Source organism: Brochothrix thermosphacta DSM 20171 = FSL F6-1036, assembly GCF_036884295.1.
Lineage (GTDB): Bacteria > Bacillota > Bacilli > Lactobacillales > Listeriaceae > Brochothrix > Brochothrix thermosphacta.
The window spans coordinates 1,219,658-1,240,326 of record NZ_CP145608.1 but is presented as its reverse complement, the minus strand read 5'-3'; the positions used below and the strand labels follow the sequence as shown (position 1 = coordinate 1,240,326).

General features: G+C 35.9%; 27 protein-coding genes. 5 read left to right on the top strand and 22 right to left on the bottom strand.

The genetic code is table 11. The features are described 5' to 3' along the window. Positions 1-75: 75 nt before the first annotated feature. The 6 genes from V6S17_RS06405 to V6S17_RS06380 form a co-directional block, all read right to left on the bottom strand. On the bottom strand, positions 76-522 hold the full coding sequence (locus V6S17_RS06405; RefSeq protein WP_029091001.1) for a DoxX family membrane protein: 447 nt from the start codon (positions 520-522) through the stop codon (positions 76-78). Beyond that, the gene (locus V6S17_RS06400) at positions 523-1,266 is read right to left on the bottom strand and encodes a DM13 domain-containing protein (protein WP_029091002.1); all 744 of its coding nucleotides are present in this window, start codon (positions 1,264-1,266) and stop codon (positions 523-525) included. Between the two features lie 203 nt (positions 1,267-1,469). Continuing rightward, the gene (locus V6S17_RS06395) at positions 1,470-1,928 is read right to left on the bottom strand and encodes a hypothetical protein (RefSeq protein ID WP_029091003.1); all 459 of its coding nucleotides are present in this window, start codon (positions 1,926-1,928) and stop codon (positions 1,470-1,472) included. Between the two features lie 33 nt (positions 1,929-1,961). Then, on the bottom strand, positions 1,962-2,330 hold the full coding sequence (locus tag V6S17_RS06390; RefSeq protein ID WP_029091004.1) for a YccF domain-containing protein: 369 nt from the start codon (positions 2,328-2,330) through the stop codon (positions 1,962-1,964). A gap of 243 nt (positions 2,331-2,573) precedes the next feature. After that, entirely contained in the window at positions 2,574-4,649 is a 2,076-nt protein-coding gene (locus V6S17_RS06385; protein WP_029091005.1) for a hypothetical protein, read from the bottom strand. A gap of 15 nt (positions 4,650-4,664) precedes the next feature. Continuing rightward, positions 4,665-5,897: an RtcB family protein gene (locus tag V6S17_RS06380; protein WP_029091006.1), complete on the bottom strand. Its 1,233-nt coding sequence runs from the start codon at positions 5,895-5,897 to the stop codon at positions 4,665-4,667. Positions 5,898-6,039: 142 nt separating this feature from the next. Between V6S17_RS06380 and V6S17_RS06375 the strand changes: the two genes are divergently transcribed. Beyond that, positions 6,040-7,281 (top strand): hypothetical protein, encoded by a 1,242-nt coding sequence (locus tag V6S17_RS06375; protein ID WP_029091007.1) that lies wholly within the window; start codon positions 6,040-6,042, stop codon positions 7,279-7,281. Next, positions 7,274-8,251: a WYL domain-containing protein gene (locus tag V6S17_RS06370; RefSeq protein ID WP_029091008.1), complete on the top strand. Its 978-nt coding sequence runs from the start codon at positions 7,274-7,276 to the stop codon at positions 8,249-8,251. The genes V6S17_RS06375 and V6S17_RS06370 overlap by 8 nt, the downstream gene beginning before the upstream one ends. Positions 8,252-8,760: 509 nt before the next feature. On the opposite strand, the gene rplS is transcribed toward V6S17_RS06370, so the two are convergent. The 13 genes from rplS to yeiL all read right to left on the bottom strand — a co-directional run bounded on the left by rplS (position 8,761) and on the right by yeiL (position 17,212). Beyond that, entirely contained in the window at positions 8,761-9,105 is a 345-nt protein-coding gene (gene rplS, locus V6S17_RS06365) for a 50S ribosomal protein L19 (RefSeq protein WP_029091009.1), read from the bottom strand. A gap of 131 nt (positions 9,106-9,236) precedes the next feature. Further along, positions 9,237-9,986, bottom strand: a complete 750-nt coding sequence (trmD, locus tag V6S17_RS06360; RefSeq protein ID WP_029091010.1) for a tRNA (guanosine(37)-N1)-methyltransferase TrmD — start codon at positions 9,984-9,986, stop codon at positions 9,237-9,239. Then, on the bottom strand, positions 9,986-10,504 hold the full coding sequence (gene rimM / locus V6S17_RS06355; protein ID WP_029091011.1) for a ribosome maturation factor RimM: 519 nt from the start codon (positions 10,502-10,504) through the stop codon (positions 9,986-9,988). Before rimM ends, trmD begins: the two co-directional genes overlap by 1 nt. A gap of 6 nt (positions 10,505-10,510) precedes the next feature. Further along, entirely contained in the window at positions 10,511-10,903 is a 393-nt protein-coding gene (locus V6S17_RS06350; RefSeq protein ID WP_029091012.1) for a YlqD family protein, read from the bottom strand. A 95-nt stretch (positions 10,904-10,998) separates the two neighbouring features. Beyond that, entirely contained in the window at positions 10,999-11,271 is a 273-nt protein-coding gene (gene rpsP, locus V6S17_RS06345) for a 30S ribosomal protein S16 (RefSeq protein WP_029091013.1), read from the bottom strand. A 97-nt stretch (positions 11,272-11,368) separates the two neighbouring features. Continuing rightward, the gene (gene ffh, locus V6S17_RS06340) at positions 11,369-12,733 is read right to left on the bottom strand and encodes a signal recognition particle protein (RefSeq protein WP_029091014.1); all 1,365 of its coding nucleotides are present in this window, start codon (positions 12,731-12,733) and stop codon (positions 11,369-11,371) included. Between the two features lie 11 nt (positions 12,734-12,744). After that, on the bottom strand, positions 12,745-13,083 hold the full coding sequence (locus V6S17_RS06335) for a putative DNA-binding protein (RefSeq protein WP_029091015.1): 339 nt from the start codon (positions 13,081-13,083) through the stop codon (positions 12,745-12,747). Positions 13,084-13,263: 180 nt separating this feature from the next. After that, positions 13,264-13,671 (bottom strand): cupin domain-containing protein, encoded by a 408-nt coding sequence (locus tag V6S17_RS06330; protein WP_029091016.1) that lies wholly within the window; start codon positions 13,669-13,671, stop codon positions 13,264-13,266. 33 nt (positions 13,672-13,704) lie between these two features. Continuing rightward, positions 13,705-14,685: an aldo/keto reductase gene (locus tag V6S17_RS06325; RefSeq protein WP_029091017.1), complete on the bottom strand. Its 981-nt coding sequence runs from the start codon at positions 14,683-14,685 to the stop codon at positions 13,705-13,707. A 28-nt stretch (positions 14,686-14,713) separates the two neighbouring features. Beyond that, complete coding sequence (locus V6S17_RS12675; protein WP_211250337.1) at positions 14,714-14,983, bottom strand: carboxymuconolactone decarboxylase family protein; 270 nt, start codon at positions 14,981-14,983, stop codon at positions 14,714-14,716. 33 nt (positions 14,984-15,016) lie between these two features. Beyond that, on the bottom strand, positions 15,017-15,469 hold the full coding sequence (locus V6S17_RS06320) for a carboxymuconolactone decarboxylase family protein (protein WP_211250334.1): 453 nt from the start codon (positions 15,467-15,469) through the stop codon (positions 15,017-15,019). 111 nt (positions 15,470-15,580) lie between these two features. Continuing rightward, entirely contained in the window at positions 15,581-16,480 is a 900-nt protein-coding gene (locus V6S17_RS06315; RefSeq protein WP_029091018.1) for a LysR family transcriptional regulator, read from the bottom strand. Positions 16,481-16,540: 60 nt separating this feature from the next. After that, positions 16,541-17,212 (bottom strand): transcriptional regulator YeiL, encoded by a 672-nt coding sequence (gene yeiL / locus V6S17_RS06310; protein WP_029091019.1) that lies wholly within the window; start codon positions 17,210-17,212, stop codon positions 16,541-16,543. Between the two features lie 112 nt (positions 17,213-17,324). On the opposite strand from yeiL, the gene V6S17_RS06305 reads away from it, so the two are divergent. Beyond that, positions 17,325-17,963 (top strand): membrane protein, encoded by a 639-nt coding sequence (locus tag V6S17_RS06305; RefSeq protein ID WP_029091020.1) that lies wholly within the window; start codon positions 17,325-17,327, stop codon positions 17,961-17,963. Positions 17,964-18,066: 103 nt separating this feature from the next. On the opposite strand, the gene V6S17_RS06300 is transcribed toward V6S17_RS06305, so the two are convergent. Continuing rightward, entirely contained in the window at positions 18,067-18,705 is a 639-nt protein-coding gene (locus tag V6S17_RS06300; RefSeq protein ID WP_029091021.1) for a nitroreductase family protein, read from the bottom strand. A 144-nt stretch (positions 18,706-18,849) separates the two neighbouring features. On the opposite strand from V6S17_RS06300, the gene V6S17_RS06295 reads away from it, so the two are divergent. Then, positions 18,850-19,182, top strand: a complete 333-nt coding sequence (locus tag V6S17_RS06295) for a winged helix-turn-helix transcriptional regulator (RefSeq protein ID WP_051457492.1) — start codon at positions 18,850-18,852, stop codon at positions 19,180-19,182. Beyond that, positions 19,182-19,364, top strand: a complete 183-nt coding sequence (locus tag V6S17_RS06290) for a hypothetical protein (RefSeq protein WP_029091023.1) — start codon at positions 19,182-19,184, stop codon at positions 19,362-19,364. The genes V6S17_RS06295 and V6S17_RS06290 overlap by 1 nt, the downstream gene beginning before the upstream one ends. Positions 19,365-19,481: 117 nt before the next feature. On the opposite strand, the gene V6S17_RS06285 is transcribed toward V6S17_RS06290, so the two are convergent. After that, positions 19,482-20,060, bottom strand: coding sequence for a hypothetical protein (locus V6S17_RS06285; RefSeq protein WP_029091024.1), 579 nt, complete (start codon positions 20,058-20,060; stop codon positions 19,482-19,484). A 37-nt stretch (positions 20,061-20,097) separates the two neighbouring features. Continuing rightward, on the bottom strand, positions 20,098-20,634 hold the full coding sequence (locus V6S17_RS06280; RefSeq protein WP_036026967.1) for a hypothetical protein: 537 nt from the start codon (positions 20,632-20,634) through the stop codon (positions 20,098-20,100). Positions 20,635-20,669: the final 35 nt, after the last annotated feature.

The window sequence follows — 20,669 nt, the reverse complement described above, 5'->3', positions numbered from 1 at the left end:
ACCCCTCCTTTACCAACAAAATGACAAATGAAACATAAGTCTATTTAACTTATGCTTCACTTGTTTATATGATTATTAAGATGCTAATTTTCTTTTTTTGAAGTAACGCCATAAAGATAATAAGCGGTATTTTGTAGCTTGATTATAACATGCTAACAATATTATACTACCCATTAATTGTATTGGATAAATATATATCATGTTTGCCAACCAATAGTTGATTGCCATAAAACAAGCAGCTAAAATTGCACTGCGTGTCAATATACCAAAGATTAAGCCTAATCCAATTGCTATTTCTCCTGCGGGGATTAAAAAATTAAACAACGGGACTGAGGATGAAACAACTGTACTAAAAAAGTGTTGATACCACCCTGGAGAAGCAGTTCCTCCATCGATTGTATTGACTAATCCTTGTATATTAAAATGTGCCTGTACTTTAAAGATAACTTCTTGTAACCATGAGAATCCGAGCAGTAGTCGTAATAGCGTTAAAACATACGCCGAAATTTTCTCGACTAACATTTACAACACCGCTTCTCCAAACATGACATGTGCTTCATCACAATAAATCACTACTTTTTTATAATCTTTCAGATTAATATCCTTTGGGATTGAAAAAGATTGTTCTTTGTTTTTTAAGTCCACTTTACCTAACGATACACCACTTTCAATTTTGTCATTTTTCACTAAATAAACATGAAGATCAGGGCCTTTATCAGTTGAAAAATCAGAAAGCATCAGTTTATTATCGTTAAGCGTTACCATTCCAGTAACTTTTTTATCGTTTAACCCTTTAAAATTTCCCATCATATCAGCTGTTTTATCACTGTACATTGCGCTACCGAACAACTCATGAGCTTTATCACAATATATTAACACAGTATCATACTTTTCAACATCAATACCTGCCAAATCAAACGTTTGCTCTGATTCTTTTAGATCAATTTTTGAAATTTCTTTTGCATCTTTCACATCTGTTCCTTTACTTAAATAAACATGGAGGTCTGGACCTTCATCTGTTTTAAAATCTGTTAACATCAATTTACCGTCTTTTATCTTCGTTTTACCACTGACAGTATGTCCACTCTCTCCTTTGAAGTCACCCATAAAAGTTGCTGTCATCTCTTTATCTGACTTCTCTTTCATCATGCCACTTTTTGAGCCACTGTCCATTTTCCCATTATCTTTTTCCTCTGTGGTGTTATTACATGCCGCTAACACAATTGTGGCTAATGCAGTAATAAATAAAATTTTAAATGTTTTCATTTTCTCTTCTCCTCTTTCATCTTCAATTTAGTATTCAAAAGTTATTTTATCCATTACTGGAATAAATCGCTTATAAAAACTTCATTGAGTTATTTAGAACATGTAGAAAGCTTAACAAATAAACATTAACTGTTTCTTACGTAAGGACTACATAAACCTTAAATCACAAAAAAAGAACCGATTACTCGATTCTTTTCAAATTCCTAAAGATTAAATTTATGCCAATCAGAAACGTTTGTAATGATCGGCAACCAGCAATCAATCTCAAAATTTTTCGTGACATAAGGATTAGCATACCCATCAACAATCGCTGTTCCTCTGCAATGAATACGTGCTTTTTCATTTTTGATTTCAAGTATTTGCAAGTGATATTGCTCCAATGGTTCATGTTCAAAAACATAAAAACTATCCTCACGCTCATCTGCTTCTTCAATGCTGTGAATACTGAAAGATATCCCAACTAGTTCTTCTTTAGTAACAGCAGTTGTTTCTATCGAATTGATACATAAATAAGGTGTTATCTCGCAACCATCATAGGCGCCTTCTCTAAAAGTACAATCCATCATATACTCCAAACCGTTAGTCCCATCATGAATAAAAAAAGCAGTATCTCTCGTTTTAGTATTTAGCTCAAACGTAATATTTTCCAAACTTAGCGACATTTGTCATTCTCTCCCCCCTTTAGTTTGTGTGATTTAGCGATAAGTTACAATTGTTGTACCAAATGGCAGCAACGATAGTTTTGCTAGTTTAAAACACTGTAAACCAAAAGGAATCCCAACTACTGTCACACAAAACACAACACCTAATAGTGCTGAACTAATAGCCAACCAAATACCGCTGATGAGTAGCCAAATTAAATTCAATAAAAAGGAACCAACCCCGCCACCATAAACAACTTCCTTACCAAACGGGAAGAATGATAATTTAGATATTTTAAAACATTGTAAACCAATTGGAATCCCGACTATTGAAATATACCATAAACAACCTGTTAAAAACCACGCGAGACCTTGTACCAAACCACCAAAAATAAACCAAAGTATATTTCCTAAACAGCCCATTATGACACCACCTCTATTTAAAAAACTTTTTTCTAGTATATCATTCACAATTATCATATGACAGAAATAACTAGGTTTCTATAACGGTATTTTTCAATTTATGGATAAATTGCTAACAAGTTACTACTATAGGTATAACATACAATAATAACTTTTTTATACACTCGCTTAATGCCGTAATATAATAAAGAGCAGCCAAAATAGGCTGCTCAAGTGGATAAAATAACCTATTTATTTATAAAATCAATCAAAACGATCAATTAAAATCAATCGTTCCAATCCATCAGCAGTAACTTTTAGCGTTAAATTCCAAGTTGATTCCTTACTGAAACCAAGCCCACAGGCAGTTGCATCCTCTGCTCCTTGTATAGGCGTTGAAGCGGTATAAGCTTCAAGAATTTTGTTTATCTCTTTAAAATCAGATCTTAACATTTCATTAAAGAATCCCCTGCTTTTGCCCTTGCTTTTATCGTGGCATCCTTCTAGCAAGAAAAATGTATGATTACCACTCTCTTCAGCATCTTTACCATCCCATAAATTTGGCGATTTAACGATAGCGTTCACCGTCTTAAAATTACCTATTTCAAGGTTCCAATCACTATAACCCAAGTTATGATATACCCCTATAAGATTAATTGGACGTCCTTTTTCATAGTTGAACTCAAAAACATGTTCATGCATATCATCAAACGGAAAATAACCGTGATAATGGTAAATATATCCTTCAACTTCTAACTCAACCTTATAAAAAGTACCACTTCCGTTACTTCGATCATCATAGTTAACAACAGTAAAACAGTACGAACCATTTGCTGCAGTATTTTTGGGCCAACGAATGTTTGCAACAGGCATTTCACTCTCACCCATAAGGTTCATGTCAACGTCCATTTTTCCTTTCCCCACTTTATTGCGACTAAAGTCTATCTGCTTGCCTTTTGGAGTGAGACACTGTAAATCTAAATCAGTATAATTTTCCCATCTCAATGAACAACGAATATCATTATCATCATATTTACCACCAGCTACTTGAATGCGACGTTCAATTTCACGATCTTTTTCACTACTATCATCGCTGATTTTCACCGACTGGCTACCTTTTTTTATTTTCCCGTCGACACCACCATGATAATACCATGAAAAAGCATTATTCCATTGAAAAAGTGGTTTTGAATTTGAAATACTTTCGGTTACTAATCCCATCAGACGACTTGTGTTCTCAACTTTTGCTTCGATATTCGTTGCTTTCGGCAGCACCGTTTCCTTGAATTTTTTCCAAGTCATTGTTTTTATTGGTACACGTAATCGAGGAATCTCAAACGGTCTACTTTGAGTAATTATTTTACTAAATACATTTCCATTATCACTATATCTAGAACGCCACATAAAGGTTGGAATATCTTCTAACTTTGCATAACGACGTTTTAACGAATCCGTGATACCCAGTTTCCCAACTAATTCTTCAGCTTTAATAACTTCTTCTTCTGAAGGTTTTTTTCTTATGCGCATATAGTTAGCAGGATCTAACTTTTCGTTATAACGCTGTATTATCGTCTCAATTGGTATCCCAAATTCATAGTCCGCTATCAATGCTCCAACCACAGATTTTTTTATATCACAATAGCCTGATTTAGCTTCGGCAACGTATAACCATGTTAGATGTCGAATGACTTCGAGATCAGTTTCATTTTCAACATGTAGTATCACTTGATTAAACCAAGAGATCATATCACTAAAACGTCCCCCTCGATAAAGTACATCAGATAAGATAAGCGCTTTTATTGTTGCAACACTTTCTGTCCTATATGTGTTTAAAGCAGCTGAAAGTTGTTCAAAGTCTTTTTGACTTTCAATCATTAACTGATTAGCTTTTTTCCAAACGGACTGATTGATATAACTTTCAGGTAAAGCTACAGCCAAATGATGTCTTTCACCAGACATAACTTTACCTAAATGACGTTGATCGGAATGAAAAACAGATGTAACTCGACTTTCTTCAACTAACAATTTCAAATTTCCGACTGCTTCTTTGAAATAGCTAGGTGCGCTAGCGGGATGCCAAATAGCAGATTTCAAACGACCATCAGTGTCTATAATTACTAAGTCGCCGTATTTTCTAATAAAGCTTCGACAGCAACTGCACTTGTATTGTTGCCTTTCATTGGGATCCAGAGCATCGATATAAGCTTCCCATAAATCTGTTGATATCCTAACCTTAAATAACTGCTTTTTATTTTTAATAATCTCCGCGAAGTCATCTTTTATACTTTTTTCAAAATTATCATAATGATGATTCTCTAGATTAATGATAGCTTTTACCATAACGTCTCCTCTTCTCTACCCTTTGATTACACCAATCGTTTTCAATTTTTTTATCGGAACGACTAAATCTTGTTGATTAGCCATTACTTCATCAATCTCTTTATAAGCGAAGCGACTTTCTTCTGCTACATCCGCTTTTTTTACTTTTCCAAGAATAACATCTTGTTCTTTCAAATCAACAATAACTTGTTCCACTGAAATTTCTGCTTTCGCTTTTGTACGAGAATACACGCGTCCAGCGCCATGTGATGATGAATTAAAACTCTCGGCATTTCCTAAGCCCTTAACAAGATAGCTTGATGATCCCATTGCTCCCGGAATAATTCCTAAATCACCTTCACGTGCACGAGTTGCACCTTTTCGATGCACCCAAACATTTTCACCATAATGATTTTCCAAAGCGGCATAATTATGATGACAATTAATACGCATACTATAATTAACATCCCTATTCATATGTTTAGATACCAAACGAGTGAAAATTGCCATTGTTTGCTCAAGCATTTTCTCACGATTTTCATAGGCATAATCTAAAGCAATATTCATCCATTTAAGATACGCTTGACCTTCTGCCGTTGAGGTTGGTAAAAAAGGTAATTGATTATTTTCCGGAACATTGCTGTACCAGCTAACATTGAGTTCCTTTGCAACCCCATTAAAATACTCACAAATTTTCGCTCCTAAATTGCGACTTCCAGAGTGAAGCATGATACCAATATAACCCTCAGTATCTTGTTGAAATTCGATAAAGTGATTACCTCCACCTAACGTTCCAATTTGGTAATAAGCATTTTCTAGAAGTTCTATTCCACCAGGTAAACTTTGGTCATTTGCCATTTCAATTAAAGCTTTATCGACAACATCCGATGTTTGCTTATCTCTATGTAGATTGTAACCAACGGGTACATCTCGCATGACTTGATTCACAATTAATTTCAAAAGCGGTTGACGATCGTGTTGAACTTTTGCCAAATCATCATATAACATATCAGTTTGAATATAACACATGCCACAACCGATATCCATACCAACAGCATTAGGGACTATTCCATTTTTTGCTGCCATAACACCACCGATTGGCATACCATACCCGTAGTGACAGTCTGGCATCAATGCTACCCATTTAAAGACAAACGGCAATTGAGCTAACTCTTTCGTCTGTGCAAGAACATTATCCTCAAGTTCTTTTTCTGGCAACCAGACCTTAATTGGAACGTAATTTTGAGTTTCATTATAATGTACAAACATTTTCTCACTCCTCATTTCTAATATCTTTTATATCTCTTAACTGCCTTTATTGTAAAATATTTTAAAAGTAACCGCGTTAAAAAAATGTTGCGAGCTTACATGATATAATAGAATGTAATAAATAAATGAGTGGGGAATTAACATGAGCAGACAGTTTAATGAATTAATAAAAGAGTTTAATAGTATTCGTTTGTATGCCCGCGAGTTCTACATTAATGGTTTTAAACTTCGTGAAGAATTTCGCGAAAAAAGCCTACGGAGTTACGATAATGAACGTCGTCGCATTGAAAGTTATTTACATCAATACATTGAGTCTGAACAAAATAGTAATGGTAAAAGTATCCGTTTAGAATTGAAACAGCAACAACCCGCAGCCAATCCTTTTTTTAAGTTATGGCAAACAAAAAGTTTTACTAAAAATGATATTTTCTTACATTTCACACTTCTTGATTGTTTGGTTAATGACAATTTGCTGTCACTCACACAATTAACTGAGCTTCTTCATGATTGTTATTTGAGCCAGTTTGATGAGGCACCCACATTTTCTGAGATTACTGTTCGCAACAAGCTGAAAGAATACTGCCAATTAGGAGTTCTTCAAGAAGTAGAAAATGAAAAGCGACTGTCTTATAAAATAGCAGCACCGCTACACATTTCTGCTAATCTTGTCCCCGTCCTGCACTTTTTTAAGGAAGTAATGCCTGGTGGTGTCGTTGGCCAGTTTCTTTTAAATCAAATTGATTCAGACAGTGAGAGTCCCTTTGCTTTTAAACATCATTTTATTGTCCATACCCTTGACGAACAAATTGCTCTAAATTGTTTAGAAGCAATTTCTCTCCACTTTTCTTTAAAGGTGATGCAATATAACGGAAAAGAAACAGATATTACACCCTTATCACTTTATGTTAGTACGGAAACGGGTCGCCAATATTTAGTGGGCTACTTGCACAAAAAACTATTAACATCAATAAGACTGGATAATATTAAAGAAGTAAGAATGATGGACAGCATTACTAATTATCCTAAAATAAAGCAACGTTTTGCTCTTAAAAAAAATACGTCATGGAATGGCAGCTTTAATAGACAACCTTTAAAACATTTACGGGTGTTGTTGCGGGTTCAAGAAGGTACTGAAGATTATTTAATTACTCGTCTTGCTCGCGAACAGCGAATGGGTAGCAGTAAACGACTTGATTCTATGACAGTTGTTTTTGAAATCGAACTCATTGACCTCTATGCGATTAATCCTTTCCTTAGAACTTTTATTGGGCGTATCGTTTCGATTGAAACGAATGATAACACTTGGAAAGCGCACTTCATTGATGATATGAAAGAGTTAATTACGCTTTATCACACGCCTGAGGAGGATGGTATTCATGACTGATTCTTTATTTCACGAAGTTCATGGCACCTATTTCACTATTGTTCGAACAATTTTAAGTAAACAGCAGACTTTGACGGTAAAAGAACTGGAATGCCTCATCAAAGAGCAAGGATTTGACGAGACAGCGTTTCAACTATTGCCTTCATTAACAAATCAGCGCACCCCATGGTATTTGTTAAAAGAAGAAACGATAGATCATTGGTCTCCTATCACACAAAATAAAACACCGCTTATAAATACCAATATAGAGAGACGGTGGCTAAAGACACTTATAAATGATCCTCGATTATTATTCTTTTTGGATAAGGCTGAGATTGCAGAATTACAACAGCAACTTATCCATGTTGAACCTTTATTTGATTTAGAAGCGGTGACTTATTATGATCATTTTAACCAAGTAGACTCGCTGGTTGAGCAAAAACAACAACACGCTCATTTTAAACAACTCCTCGCTGCGATAAACACAGAGCAACCTGTGAAAATTGAGTATCAACGACGTCCGAATATTCCCAGTAAAAAAGCGCTCTTTTTACCTGTTAAACTGGAATATTCACAGAAAAACAATCTCTTTCGCTTACGTGCATGGCGCTTGTTACGCAACAGTCGCTTTGAAGTCACACTGAATCTCAATCGTATGCTTACTGTTCATCCAGCTAAGGCGACACGCAAGTACCTTGAATTACCAATTACAGCACGGCGTAGACAAGCACAGATGACTTGTATTCTTGTTGATAAACGCAAAGCCTTAGAACGCAGCATGCTACATTTTGCTGACTACAATAAAAGCACACAACGTTTAGATGATACGCGCTATCAACTCACAATTCACTATTATCTTGGCGATGAAACAGAACTACTCATTCGCCTACTATCATTTGGACCCTTTATAACCGTTACAAGCCCCACAGAATTTGTAGCTAAAATTAAAGAACGTGTCGACGCACAAGCACAGCTATTAGATAATTTTTAATAATAAACCCCCTAAAATTAGATTTTAGGGGGTTGTTTTGTGCTTTATTTTTCTCATCTACACTACTTGGGAGAGAATCTGCTAATAAGTTGGTAATCAATTTTCTATGGAGTAGTACTCTTTAGTTATTAATACATGGAGTGGTACTCCATTCACTATGGATTGGTACTCGCTGTCGCTCCGTCGTCCCATACTGTCCTCATAAAACGAATAGATTCGCAACGATTTTAATCAAAGGATTGGTACTCAATTGCCTCCGCAATTTCCGTCCCATACTATCCTCGTAAAGTGGATAAATCCACTACGATATTAGCACCCATACTGTTCTCGTAAAACGAATAAATTCGCAACGATTTTAATCAAAGGATTGGTACTCAATTGCCTCCGCAATTTCCGTCCCATACTGTCCTCGTAAAGCGGATAAATCCGCTACGAGGACAGTAAAAAAGACCCCTTGTATAAACAAGGGGTCTCCAAAAGTTGTACCTTTGAACGCGATTAAGCGATTCTTAGCGACGAACTTCTTTGATACGTGCAGCTTTACCACGTAATTCACGTAAGTAGTACAATTTAGCACGACGTACTTTACCGTGACGTTTAACTTCTAATTTAGCAATACGTGGAGTGTGTACAGGGAATGTACGCTCAACACCTACGCCGTAAGAAATTTTACGAACAGTGAAAGTTTCGCTGATTCCAGCACCACGACGTTTAATAACCACACCTTCAAAAAGTTGGATACGTTCGCGTGTTCCTTCGACAACTTTCGCGTGTACGATGACAGTGTCACCAGGACGGAAATCCGGTACATCAGTACGCAATTGACCTTTAGTAATTTCATCAAGAATATGCATTTAATTTTCTCCTCCTCAACGGACATTCTTTCGCACTATTGACGCAAAGCGGAATATCGTTAATTGGACTGATTTTTTCAGTCACCATGTAATGTTATCATATTATTAGTTGCCTGACAAGTAGTTATTCTTTATATGTTTGTTTCTTTAGCTTCAAAAAGGTTTTCTGCTTTTAAAAAGGCTCGGTCTTCATCAGTTAATGGATAAACTTCCAATAAATCAGGGCGTCGCACTGCTGTACGGCGTAATGATTCCTCATGGCGCCAGCGTTCGATATTAGCATGATGGCCGCTTGTTAAGATACTAGGCACTTCTAACCCACGAAACTCTGCTGGGCGCGTGTAGTGTGGGTGTTCCAGTAAACCAGTTGAAAATGAATCAGTAATAGCAGATTCATCATTACCTAATGCACCTGGTAACAAACGCACCACACTATCCATAATCGCCATTGCACCAACTTCGCCACCTGTTAAGATATAATCACCGATTGAGATTTCATCTGTTACTAGATGCTCGCGAATACGTTCATCATAACCTTCATAATGCCCACAAATCATAATTAATTGTTCTTCTTGTGCAAGTTCTTCCGCTAATTTCTGCGTATAAGGCACACCTGCGGGGTCCAGCAAGATAACGCGGGGTTTTACCTCATCTTTTTTCAAATGCGCTACAGCGTCAAATAATGGCTGTGCCATTAAGAGCATCCCTGCGCCACCACCATAAGGATAATCATCCACATGACCTTGGCGATGTGTCGAAAAAGGACGAAAATCATTCGCCGTTACATCGACCAACTTTTTTTCAATCGCATTTTTGATAATTGATGATTCAGTGACACCTTTAAACATCTCTGGAAATAGCGTAAGGATATCAATTTTCATTAGCTTAACAGCCCTTCTATCACTTCAATCACAATACGTTTTTCAGCAACATCAACTTCTAATACGATTGATGGGATAAATGGAATTAACTGATCTTTCCCTTTGGCATCTTTTACAACCCAGACATCGTTGGCACCTGTTTCTAAAACTTCTTTAACTTCACCAATTTTAGAGCCGTCTTCAGCAAAAACAACGCATCCTAAAATTTCATGGTAGTAATATTCGCCTTCTGGCAATGCTTGTACACGATCTTTTTCAATTTTGAGTTCGCTGTTTTTAAGTTCCTCAGCTAATTTTAAGTTATACACATTTTCCAGTGTAATCAAATCAAAGTTTTTGTGTTGACGGTGTGTTAAAATTTTAACTTTCGTCGGTTTTGTTTCACCTGGTTTAAACATTGTTAATTCATTACCCACTTGGAAACGTTCTTCAGCAAAATCGGTCACACTCATCACACGTAATTCACCTTGAACACCGTGCGTATTAACAATCTTACCTACATTCAAATATTCTGTCATTGTGTTTCACCTCGTTCTAATTTCTATTATAATATCGTCTTTAATCACGATTTCTTTATTTGTTTGGATTGACGACCCTTGGTCACCCACTTTAATCGGCACCAACGCTTCAACTTCCCGTTCGATAATTTCAGAACCGAGGGGTAATATATTGAGTTGATCGCCTTCATAAACAATGATAGCAAGTTGTTCTTCTCGTTTTTCTATTTCATTAACAAAGTAGGCTGTAATTTTATCTTCTGGTTGTTTAGAAAGGTGAAGCTGTTTCTTCTGTTGAAATTTCAATTGTTCAATTTCCATTTGAAGTTGCTTTTTTTTCAGATCAAAAGATTCTTGAATATGTTCAAGCGCTTCCGTTGTTAAGACTCGCTTGACTTGGATACGTTGCAAAATATTCATACGAGCACCCCTCTTTAATAAAATAAAAAAACCGCCCACATCATAAATGAATATAAATGATGGGACGGTTTCATTAAATATGATTGCTTAATATCTTATTTAGAGTATTTAGCGTTGTGGAATTTTTCTAAAATTCCTTTTGATGATAATAAAGTACGAACTGTATCAGAAGGTTGCGCACCTTTGCTTAACCATGATAAAACAGATTCTTCATTAATTACAACTGTTTCTGGTTGAGTTAAAGGATTAAATGTCCCAACTGTTTCGATGTAACGACCATCACGTGGTGAACGTGAGTCTGCTACTACGACACGGTAGAAAGGAGATTTACGAGAACCCATACGTTTTAAACGAATCTTAACTGCCATTTGAATAACACCTCCATAATTTGTATCTCACAAGAATTAATATTACCATCAATTCTTCTGGTTGTAAAATATTTTTTCTTTACATCTTCAAAAAAGTTTAAAATGGCAGTTTAAAATTGCCACCAAGGCCTGCTAAAGGATTCTTTTTACCTTTTTTACCGCCCATTCCACTCATTTGTTTCATCATTTTTTTCATTTCATCAAATTGTTTAACAAGTTTATTCACTTCTTGCACAGGACGTCCACTCCCAGTTGCAATACGGCGACGACGACTTGCATTTAACAACGTTGGATCTGTACGTTCTTTCGTTGTCATTGATTTGATGATTGCTTCGATGTGCGCCATTTGTTTGTCATCAATCGACATGTTTTCGACGCCTTTCATTTTGTTCATACCTGGAATCATTTTTAATAAATCATCTAATGGTCCCATTTGTTTAACTTGTTGCAATTGTTCTAAGAAATCATCGAATGTCATTGAATTATCTTTCATTTTATTCGCTAATTCCATTGCTTTTTCTTCATCAACGTTAGCTTGTGCTTTTTCAATCAAGCTCATAACGTCACCCATACCTAATATACGTGATGCCATACGATCAGGATGGAAAGGTTCTAACGCATCCAGTTTTTCACCCATACCAACGAATTTGATTGGCTTCCCAGTAACAGAGCGGATTGATAATGCTGCCCCACCACGAGTATCCCCGTCTAATTTTGTTAATACTACACCTGTTAATTCAAGTGTTTCGTTGAAGTTTTGTGCAACATTCACTGCATCTTGACCTGTCATCGCATCGACAACAAGTAAAATATCATCAGGTTTCGCTATTTCTTTCACTTCAACTAATTCAGTCATTAATGCTTCATCAACATGCAGGCGACCTGCTGTATCGATTAAAACGTAATCTAAATGTTCCGCTTTAGCATGTTCAATTGCTTTTTTAGCAATCTCAACGGGACTCACTTGATCTCCCATACTAAATACAGGCATATCCAGTTGTTTCCCTAGTGTTTCAAGTTGTTGAATCGCAGCTGGACGATAAACATCGGCAGCAACTAATAATGGTTTCTTATTGTATTTTTTACGTAATAACGAAGCTAATTTACCTGTCGTCGTTGTTTTACCAGCACCTTGTAAACCAACCATCATTAATACGGTTGGAGGTTGTGTGCTCATTGTGAGCTTGCTTTCTTCCCCACCCATTAAGTCAGTCAGTTCTTCATTAACGATTTTAACGACTTGCTGACCTGGTGTTAAGCTGCTCATGACATCCTGGCCAATCGCACGCTCTCCTACTGTTTTAACAAAGTTTTTAACAACTTTAAAGTTAACATCCGCTTCAAGCAATGCAAGGCGTACCTCACGCATCATCTCTTTAACGTCTGCTTCACTAATCTTACCTTTTCCACGCATTCTTTGTATCGTATTCTGTAATCGTTCTGACAATCCTTCAAAAGCCATTGTAGGACCTCCTAATATAAGTTAATTTCATCAAGTTCGTTTAATAGAGCAGTTACTTTAGGATCTTCCCACTGATTTTCAGTGATTTGATGCCTTAAACCTGTGACAATATCGTTTTGCTTTTTAAAGACAGCAACAAGCCCCAGTTTTTCTTCATAAGTTTCAAGAATTTTCACCGTTCGTTTAATGTTATCGTAAACCGCTTGGCGTGAGATTTCATACTCTTCAGCGATTTCTCCAAGCGAATAATCATCCTCATAGTACAGCGTCATGTACTCGCTTTGTTTTGCTGTTAGCAAAGGTTGATAAAAGGCGAAAAGCATATTGATACGCGTTGTTTTTTCAAGCATCGATTTCACCTCAATTTTTATGCATACCCCTATTTTACATGTATTTGCCTGTAAAGACAATTACCTTGTCTAAATGAGCGCGTTTAATTTTAAATTGATGTGTAATTAAATTGTCTATGCAAAAAAACGCAGATAGATCTCTGCGTTTTCAAAAGTCATTCTTATCTTTTTCAACTATAACTAAAGTGCTTGGTACCAATCATCCGCCACTGCTTCAAGCCATTCTGGTGTCCCTGCTGTGATGGCAATATGTTCGAACCAACTATCTTTTTTGGCGCCATGCCAATGTTTCACTCCGTCATGCGTTGCAACGACATCCCCTACTTTTAATGATTGTGCGACTTCGCCTTCTTCCTGATACCATCCTTCACCACCTGTCACTAGCAATAGTTGATAGCCGTTACAGTGGATATGCCAATTATTACGGCAACCAGGTTCGAAGCTGACTGTTGCTACGCCAACATCAATAGCTTCATCAGCCACCAATGTTCGCAAATAACTTTGTCCTGTAAAATAATGGGCAAATGCCTTGTTTTTTTCTCCAATTGGAAAGATTGTTCCTTGTTTAATTTCTTCAAATTTTGCCATCTTAGTTCCCCCTTTTCATTCTTTAGCTTTGTATTAGATGGCCCCAACAACTTCGTGAGGTAAGTAGGCCCCTTCTAAGTAGCTAATATCTGCTGGGTCTATCTGTAAATCGATTGCAGGTAAAGCATCTAATAGATGGCTTATTTTTGTTGCACCAATGATAGGAGATACCACTGCTTCTTTTTGAAGCAACCATGCCAATGCAACTTGAGCACGTTTCACATTGTATTTTTCCGCTATTTCTGCCACCCGTTGAACAATTATTTTATCCTGTTCAGCTGTTTTATCATATTTTGATTTTGCCGTTTGATCTTTTAGATAACGCTCTGTCATCGCTTCCCAATCACGTGTTAATCGCCCTGATGCTAATGGGCTATATGGTGTAACCGCCACCCCTTGATCTTCACATAGCGGTAACATTTCACGTTCTTCTTCACGATATAACAAGTTGAGATGATTCTGCATAGAAACAAATTTTGTCCAACCATTTTTTTCAGCAACTTGTTGTGCTTTTTCAAATTGCCAAGCATACATCGCAGAGGCTCCAATATAACGAGCTTTACCAGCTTTTACAATATCATGTAAGGCTTCCATCGTTTCTTCAATGGGTGTCTCATAGTCCCATCTATGAATGATAAACAAATCAACGTAATCCATTTGTAACCGTTCTAAACTTTGGTCTAATTGATAAAATAACGCCTTACGTGATAAACCGCCACTATTAGGGGCATCTTTCATTTTCATGTATGCCTTTGTTGCCACAACAATTTCATCGCGATTGGCATGTTTTTTCAGAGCGTTTCCTAATATCGTTTCACTTGCTCCATACGAATAAATATTTGCAGTATCAAAAAAATTAATGCCTACGTCTAATGCTTTTTTGATAACTTCGGTACTTTCTTCTTCCTCATTGACCCATTCATGGAATCCACTATTAGGATCACCAAATCCCATTGTGCCTAAACATATTTTAGAAACATCCATTCCTGTATTACCAAATTTTACATAGTCCATTGTAATTCCTCCTATTTAATAGATTTATTTATTCATTCATTTCAGCTTCAGTAAGACAACGCAATGCGTTTAAACTGCGCGGATAACCAATATAGGGTATACATTGGGATATCATCGTTACTAAAAATTCCGGGTCATTGCCCAAGCGAATATTTGCTTTAAAATGTGCGATTAACTGTGGCTCGCAGCCTCCTTGTGCTAACAAAAAGCAAGCGGTTAAAAGCTCTCTTTTTTTTAAATCTAAACCAGTTCGAGTGTAGTAGTCACCAAAACAATTTTCAGTTAACCACTGGTTAATATGGCGACTTAATTTTGGTCCTGATTGCGCAAATCATTTCATCTCTTCGCCAAAAATAGCAATTTGTGCTGCTTCACCATCTGAAAGTCGTGTTTTTTCTGTTACTGTGGCTTGATTAGCAAGTGGTAAAGCAATACCTTTTTCTGTTAAAATGTCATTTGTTGCGATTAAAAAAGGATACACACGACCGATTCCTAAATAAGCAACGGCTTGATAAATAATTTCTTTCACAACAATTGGAGACACACCAAAATTTAATGCAGCGGGTAACATCGCCTTATATTCAGCCAAACTTTGACAACCAATCAAAACGGCAAGGATAACCTGCATTCTTGTTTTATTATCGAAATCAGCTTGATTTATAACAGTATCGAATGCAAAGTTATCAAACAATGTAATAAATTCTGGATCCGTTTCTAAAAAACTGGATTGATAGTCGGGAAACATTTTTTCATGATAAGCTTCTGCTGCTTTTGTGATCATCATTTTCTTCCCCCTCTTCTATGATACATTCATTGTAATACTTGGATAATGCCCTATCAATTTGAGTTACTAATCGCTAGTATAAGTATTACTTATACAAAAAAAGCCGCTCATTTATAGAGTGGCATCTTTCTGTAATAACTTTTGTAAAATCAGTGCAAATTCTTCAATATAGTAGTTAGCTGTTCTTTTCATCCAAAACGCACAATAATTTCTGATAATGGGTTGCTCAGTTCTGTATAAGGGAAGTCGCTTAACTCTGCTAGTGACGGGCGCCAATGTTCCGACGCTTTCGATTGGAAGAAAACCTTGATTGGCTGCTACTAACAAGCGGCCAGCCTCTAAATTTTCTGCAAAGATAAAATGACCACTGAAACCAAGTGTATTTTTGTAATACTCCTCTTCGACTGCTTTTTGTTCATTGGCAGCGATTAAAATACATGGTGTATTTTCTAACATTTTCAAGGTCAGTATGTTTGTTTCACTCAATGGATGCCGCTTCGATATCTCAACATACATAGGTGATTTCACCAACTCAAAATTCACGCATTCATCTGAAAAAGCACGACGCTGGTCGCTTAAAATAATATCAACACGATCATTTATTATTTCATGGTAAAGTTCTTCGTGCGTCCCATTTATCACACTTAGGGTAATTTCAGGATATATTTCTGAAAACTGCGTAATGGCTTCATGTAGTTCTTGACCACCATACACACGTAAATAACCAATTTTGAGTTCTACTTCCTCATTTGTGCCAATCGTTATGGTTTCTTTGGTCATTTCATCAACTTGTGCAAGAATCATCTTACTCCGTTGATAAAAATGGTTGCCTGCTGGTGTTAATTGAAAACGGCGATGCTGTCTTGTTAATAATACAACGCCTAGTGTTTCTTCCAACACTTGAATCTGTTGAGAAACCGCTGATTGCGACATATATAAACGACTCGCAGCTTCTGTAAAACTATTATTTTCAACAACAGCAACAAAATATTTCAATTGATTAAGTAGCACCTTCCCATCTCCTTTTTTATAAGATAATAACTTCGTAGGCATATTATAAAGTCTTGATAATCAACTCTTTATCTCCCCTGCCAAACGTTCTAACTCCATACGATCAATAATACGATAACCTCGTTTTTCCTTGATAATGATGTTTTTTTCACGCAATTGTTCAAAAGTATGCAACAGGTGACGATAGCTGCTGCTCAAATATTCTGCTACCTCGGTATGTTTTTCATGATAGAGCCCTTCATTCTCAGTATATAAAATAAAAGCGGCGAGTCGATTAAGCAATGGATAATTTAACCCTTGACCAAAACGTTCTGTCCGATTCAACATTTTTTTAGCTAAATAAACATTTAATTGTTGTAAGAAGTTTATATCTGTTAATAATCGTTCTTTATTGTCGGCTAATGGAATAGCAAGACAAATACAATCGATTTGTGCAACCACATCTTTTGTCCGTTCTTCAACACCAAGCAAACTCAGTTCACCGATTAACTCCCCTTTTTGAACAAAGTGCACGATTAGTTGTTTACCGTCTTCATGTAATAAGTATATTTTTGCTTTCCCTTGTAATAAAATAAATAAGGTTTCTGTTCCTTCATCATGACGAATGATGTGTTGCCCTTTTTCAAATGTTTCAATGTGAGCAACTTCTTCAATTTGAAATGATGTCAAATTACTGACAGGTTGCCATAATTTTTTATAGTGTTGAGCATTACTCAAGCTTATTTTTTTCATTATGCACCTCTAATCTTAGTTTCCTTAAATTTTTTATTCGAAAAATGTGCTATATCTCACATTATTATCTATCGTTTCTTGATATATTACAAGTGAAAGGAATGATGTTCACATGAAAAAAACAGGTTTATTATTTTTATCGTTATTATTTTATACATTAACAGGTTTTGGAATTAGTTTAACTATTGCTGCAAATGTTGGAGTAAGCAGCTTCAATGCTTTAAATTTAAGCTTAGCTGGTCTATTCAAAGTTAAAGTGGGTACAATGACGACGATTGTTAACCTTTGCTTTTTAATGTTATATATTTATCTCACAAAAGCAAAAAAACCGTTGGCCTATTTGATACAAGCCATTGCAGTATTATCACTTGGCTTCGTTATTAATTTTTTCACATACCAAGTATTTGATGCCATTCAGATTACACATTATGCAAGTAAATTAGGTTTATTTATGTTAGGGTCGATTGTTGCTGGGTTGGGTACAGGTATGGTCTTAAATTTAAAAACGCTTGCTTTCCCGATTGAAAGTGTTTGCGTAGAGATTTCTAATAAACATCCTATCCCTTTTGCAAAATTACGTTATGGTATCGATATTTTCTCAGTAACAATTTCTATTATTATCTCTGTCGCTAGTTCTTTACCCTTTGTCGTAAGAGAAGGTACAATTATTAGCTTAGTGTTACTTACTTTCACAATTTCACTGACTAAAAAAGCTTTTGAAGCTTTTATTGTTAAAAAGAACGGACTATAAAGAAAATTTAACATCGAAAAAGAAGAACTCTACAATAGAGTTCTTCTTTTTTTGAGGAAATGAGCGGGGAAAGATAAACATTGTGTCGCTCTATATTATTTTTTTATTGGATAAATTCTGCAAATTCATCAATAGCTAGTCGTGATGTTCCATAACCCTCTTTTTCTGCTTTTCCAATTGCCATCAATAATAACGGTTTGTAATTAGCCGGTGTTTCAACAAGAGCATCAATTGCATCTGCTGAAAAACCGCGCATTGGCACCGTATCATACCCCTTTGCTTTTGCTAATAACATAAAGTGCATTACGAATAAGCTCGTATCAATAATCGCATTTTCTGTTAATTGTTGCGCTGTTAAAGTAGCATGATAAGCATGTGAGTCAGCTATTTTAGCTTCTAACATTTCGGCAGGTAAAAATCCTTCAGCAACGTCTTGTTTATAGATGTCATCCAGACGCTCAGCTGAATGAGTATCTGCAAAAAACACAAGCAATGCTGACGCTGTAACGACTTGTTCTTGATCATGAGCAAACGGTTTAATTTTTTCACGTAGCTCGTTATTTGTAATGACTGCGACACGCCAACTTTGTAAGTTATGACCTGACGGTGACTGTGAACTCAAACGTAAAAGTTCCTCAATCTCTGATTTTGGAATTGTCACATTTTCTTTATAATGCCTTACTGCTTTTCGTTCTTTTATTACTTTTTCTAAATCCATTTTTTGTGCACCTTCTCTTTTCATTTAATAAATTACCTAGTCCTTTAAGTATAGGTATTAAACAAAAAAATACAAGTACGCACATTTTTGTAACTACTTAACTGATTGCAATTGACAGTAAAAAAAGCTATATTTATAGTAATAAAAAAGAATGACAGGAGGCATCTAATGAACAAAATGCAAAGTTGTGCGATTACAGATGTGATGTCTGTTATTGGTGGAAAATGGCGTGTGTCTATTATTTGGCATATTGGACAAGAAGGCCCCATTCGTTTCAATACACTGAAAAGAACCATCACAGGCATTACAACCATCATGTTAACACGTTCGCTCGATGATCTTGTCGCTCATGATATGGTCATACGAAAAGATTATCAAGAAAATCCCCCACGCGTCGAGTATTCTTTATCAAAAGATGGCGAAACTTTATACCCTATCATCGAAGCACTCAATGATTGGGGCGAAGATTGCTGTAGCCGCCCTAAGGAGCGTGTTGATTAGTGAAGAACAGACTGTTTTTACTGATTATTTTCGGAGCGCTATTATTAGTTCATATCATTTTTAACATTGAAACAATTATTCCAGGCATGTTCGGCCGTTTTATAAAAGGCGTTGTGTCTTTCGGTTTTTTTTACTTGCTTCTACGCTATATTGATGATAGAAAAACTGCCAAAAATAACTAAATACGCTAAAACCACTTGCCAAAGTAATAGCAAGTGGTTTTATTATCTATTAAATTGACGTAACAAAATTAAAGCTGTAACCCTATTACTCTTAGCCGCTTCATATCCTACTTATCACTAACGAGTATCCGCTCGTAAAAAGATAACTCTACTGGTGTATATCATTACTAAAAGAGTCAATACAACACTTAAAAGTGCTGAAATGCTTGTCATATTAAACTGTGGGTATATACAAACAAACAAACTCAACAATACTAAGAATAACATTCGTTTATAGCCGTATAATATCCTACTAATCTGGATGATAAGTGTTAAAATAATCAGCCCACAAAATGTTTGAAATAGCCCTTTCAATAAAGCTAATGTTATAACGTCCTGATAGGCATACATCACTGTAGTCATACTAACATAACAAACTAAACGAACGGTACCTTTCCAAAAGGTCTTCCAAAAAAGATGATTCCGATTACGATGCCTGATATATCGAAATGAGTAATCCAGACCGACTTCTTTACTTTTACTACTAAGAAGTAGCACCGTGATTGTATATCCAAGCCAAATGATATTTTCACCGACCACGTACTTTCCATTAAACATTAATTCCCCTGCAGTAATCATACTCGGCCCATCTACTTGTTGTTCTGTAATGACTATTAAAAATAATAAAATCACTAATACAATGGTTTTTATGTTCATCGTTTTCTCCTCATAACCGTAAAATCAATCCCTTTAATCACATACTTTGTAAGACGATTGTTTCAAGCACATACACTAAATTAACAAACTGTAGTGGTATATTTTGTTGCCAATACACAGGCAAAAACAGCATTTTCCCAGGGAACCACCAAGGTAAAAAGTACGCATCGCGAGCAGAGGCATATAAAATACCATTAAAAGCAAAGATTACTGCAAATGTAATCCCAATACTTTTGAGTTTAAAAACAACCATTAAGTAGAGCAGGCCAATCATAACAAGTGTTAGCCATAAAGTAAGCAATCGTGAAACAACGATAAATCCATTGTTTTCAAAAGGCAACATATCGCTTAAAACACTTTCTCTACCAGTTTCAGGAGCTAATAACCATCCTAAAAAAAACACTAATAGTACCAAACAACTGGCATTAATGAGTATAAGCACGCAATATTTTTTCATTAATGCTGCACGTGATTTAAATCGTAAAAAGATAAAACTACCAAAACCGGTCCATAGCTGCTTCGTTATTGTAAAAGTAATAAGTAACATCAGCAAAGGCATTAAAAAAACGATCATTAGCGACCCTGTTATATCCAACAACCAATCATTTA

Excerpts from the sequence above, each read along its gene's own strand:
- rplS (WP_029091009.1), bottom strand. The coding sequence starts at position 9,105 with ATGCATATTCTTGATGAAATTACTAAAGGTCAATTGCGTACTGATGTA.
- V6S17_RS06280 (WP_036026967.1), bottom strand. The coding sequence starts at position 20,634 with ATGATCGTTTTTTTAATGCCTTTGCTGATGTTACTTATTACTTTTACA.
- V6S17_RS06350 (WP_029091012.1), bottom strand. The coding sequence starts at position 10,903 with ATGAATATTTTGCAACGTATCCAAGTCAAGCGAGTCTTAACAACGGAA.
- V6S17_RS06380 (WP_029091006.1), bottom strand. The coding sequence starts at position 5,897 with ATGTTTGTACATTATAATGAAACTCAAAATTACGTTCCAATTAAGGTC.
- rpsP (WP_029091013.1), bottom strand. The coding sequence starts at position 11,271 with ATGGCAGTTAAGATTCGTTTAAAACGTATGGGTTCTCGTAAATCTCCT.
- V6S17_RS06325 (WP_029091017.1), bottom strand. The coding sequence starts at position 14,685 with ATGGACTATGTAAAATTTGGTAATACAGGAATGGATGTTTCTAAAATA.
- yeiL (WP_029091019.1), bottom strand. The coding sequence starts at position 17,212 with ATGAAAAAAATAAGCTTGAGTAATGCTCAACACTATAAAAAATTATGG.
- V6S17_RS06330 (WP_029091016.1), bottom strand. The coding sequence starts at position 13,671 with ATGGCAAAATTTGAAGAAATTAAACAAGGAACAATCTTTCCAATTGGA.
- V6S17_RS06385 (WP_029091005.1), bottom strand. The coding sequence starts at position 4,649 with ATGGTAAAAGCTATCATTAATCTAGAGAATCATCATTATGATAATTTT.
- V6S17_RS06390 (WP_029091004.1), bottom strand. The coding sequence starts at position 2,330 with ATGGGCTGTTTAGGAAATATACTTTGGTTTATTTTTGGTGGTTTGGTA.
- V6S17_RS06320 (WP_211250334.1), bottom strand. The coding sequence starts at position 15,469 with ATGATGATCACAAAAGCAGCAGAAGCTTATCATGAAAAAATGTTTCCC.
- trmD (WP_029091010.1), bottom strand. The coding sequence starts at position 9,986 with ATGAAAATTGATATCCTTACGCTATTTCCAGAGATGTTTAAAGGTGTC.
- V6S17_RS06375 (WP_029091007.1), top strand. The coding sequence starts at position 6,040 with ATGAGCAGACAGTTTAATGAATTAATAAAAGAGTTTAATAGTATTCGT.
- V6S17_RS06305 (WP_029091020.1), top strand. The coding sequence starts at position 17,325 with ATGAAAAAAACAGGTTTATTATTTTTATCGTTATTATTTTATACATTA.
- V6S17_RS06285 (WP_029091024.1), bottom strand. The coding sequence starts at position 20,060 with ATGAACATAAAAACCATTGTATTAGTGATTTTATTATTTTTAATAGTC.
- V6S17_RS06300 (WP_029091021.1), bottom strand. The coding sequence starts at position 18,705 with ATGAAAAGAGAAGGTGCACAAAAAATGGATTTAGAAAAAGTAATAAAA.
- rimM (WP_029091011.1), bottom strand. The coding sequence starts at position 10,504 with ATGACAGAATATTTGAATGTAGGTAAGATTGTTAATACGCACGGTGTT.
- V6S17_RS06335 (WP_029091015.1), bottom strand. The coding sequence starts at position 13,083 with ATGCTTGAAAAAACAACGCGTATCAATATGCTTTTCGCCTTTTATCAA.
- V6S17_RS06295 (WP_051457492.1), top strand. The coding sequence starts at position 18,850 with ATGAACAAAATGCAAAGTTGTGCGATTACAGATGTGATGTCTGTTATT.
- V6S17_RS06395 (WP_029091003.1), bottom strand. The coding sequence starts at position 1,928 with ATGTCGCTAAGTTTGGAAAATATTACGTTTGAGCTAAATACTAAAACG.
- ffh (WP_029091014.1), bottom strand. The coding sequence starts at position 12,733 with ATGGCTTTTGAAGGATTGTCAGAACGATTACAGAATACGATACAAAGA.
- V6S17_RS06400 (WP_029091002.1), bottom strand. The coding sequence starts at position 1,266 with ATGAAAACATTTAAAATTTTATTTATTACTGCATTAGCCACAATTGTG.
- V6S17_RS06370 (WP_029091008.1), top strand. The coding sequence starts at position 7,274 with ATGACTGATTCTTTATTTCACGAAGTTCATGGCACCTATTTCACTATT.
- V6S17_RS06405 (WP_029091001.1), bottom strand. The coding sequence starts at position 522 with ATGTTAGTCGAGAAAATTTCGGCGTATGTTTTAACGCTATTACGACTA.